The following is a 1,381-nucleotide window of genomic DNA, read 5'->3' on the forward strand; positions in this document are numbered from 1 at the left end:
GCCGGGCTGGAGCGGCCCACGACGCCGGCCGGCGCGGCCCTCGTCCAGCTCGGCGCCGGCACCCAGAAGACCAAGGTGCAGGACCAGCCGGCCCTCGAGGACGAGGACACCTGGGCGCTCGAGCAGGTGTTCACGGCGGCCCGCCGCACCACGGGGCCGCGCTTCCTCGCCCTCCACGAGGCCGGCGCCCGTCGGTGCGCGCTGCCCTCCGTCTGTCCGCTCTGCTCCGAAGGAAGGCAGGTCACCGAATGGCCCCGCTGACCGGCGATCCCGCCGCCCCGACCGATCGTCCGCGCGTCGAGGACGCGGTCCACTCCCCGGAGGACATCGCGGCGCGGCTGCGGCTGCCCCCGCCCACGCAGGAGCAGGCCGAGGTGGTCACCGCCCCGCTCACTCCGCGCCTGGTGCTGGCCGGCGCCGGATCCGGCAAGACCGCCACCATGGCCGACCGCGTGGTGTGGCTCGTGGCCAACGGGCTCGTGCGCCCGGACGAGGTCCTCGGCGTCACGTTCACCCGGAAGGCGGCCGGTGAGCTCGCCGAGCGGATCAACGGGCGCGTGGACGCCCTGCTGCGCTCCGGCCTCGAGATCCCCGGCTTCGACGGGGAGCCCGAGGACCTGGGCCGCGCCTCGGTGTCCACGTACCACTCCTACGCGGGCGCGCTCGTCAGGGACCACGGCCTGCGGATCGGCGTGGAACCGGAGGCGCGGCTGCTGGGGGGCGCGGACGCCCACCGGCTCATGGGCGCCGTGGTGCGTTCGCATCCGGTGGTCGCGGACACCCTCGGCGTGGCCCCGTCCCGGCTCATCACACAGGCCCTGCGGCTGGCCGGGGACATGGCCGAGCACCTGGTGACCGCGGACGAGGTGCGCGGGTTCCTGGCCCGGCTGGCCGAGCAGGGGAGCGCCCTGCCGCTGCCCCCGCGCGCCAAGACCCCCTCGAAGGAGATCCAGGAGTTCCTGACCGGCCTGGCGGACCGCGCCCTCATGGCGGACCTCGTGGCCCGCTACGACGAGGTCAAGCGCGAGCAGGACGTCATGGACTTCGGCGACCTGCTGCGCCACGCGGCGCGCATCGCCGTCGAGGTGCCGGCGGCCGGCGAGCAGGAGCGCGCGCGGTTCCCCGTGGTGCTGCTGGACGAGTTCCAGGACACCTCCCACGCCCAGATGCGGATCTTCGCCGGGTTGTTCGGCCCGCGCGGCCCCGAGGACGACGCGCCCGGGCTGGGGCACTGCGTCACCGCGGTGGGCGACCCCCACCAGTCGATCTACGGCTTCCGCGGCGCCTCCGCCGGACAGCTCTTCGCCTTCCCGCACGCCTTCCCCCGGCTGGAGACCGGTCCCGGCGGCGCCCCGCGGCGTGTGAACGCGGACGTCTCGCA

Annotated in this window: 2 protein-coding genes; both read left to right on the forward strand. The window is 75.6% G+C overall.

Annotated elements, in window-relative coordinates:
• The coding region (locus HMPREF3105_RS00220) for a PD-(D/E)XK nuclease family protein (RefSeq protein WP_141762353.1) at window positions 1–261 on the forward strand (261 nt) is incomplete at its 5' end.
• Window positions 249–1,381: ATP-dependent helicase (locus HMPREF3105_RS00225; RefSeq protein ID WP_141762354.1), on the forward strand; the 1,133-nt coding region annotated here is incomplete at its 3' end. The genes HMPREF3105_RS00220 and HMPREF3105_RS00225, both read left to right, overlap by 13 nt.

The organism is Micrococcus sp. HMSC31B01, assembly GCF_001816085.1.
GTDB classification, from domain to species: domain Bacteria; phylum Actinomycetota; class Actinomycetes; order Actinomycetales; family Micrococcaceae; genus Micrococcus; species Micrococcus luteus.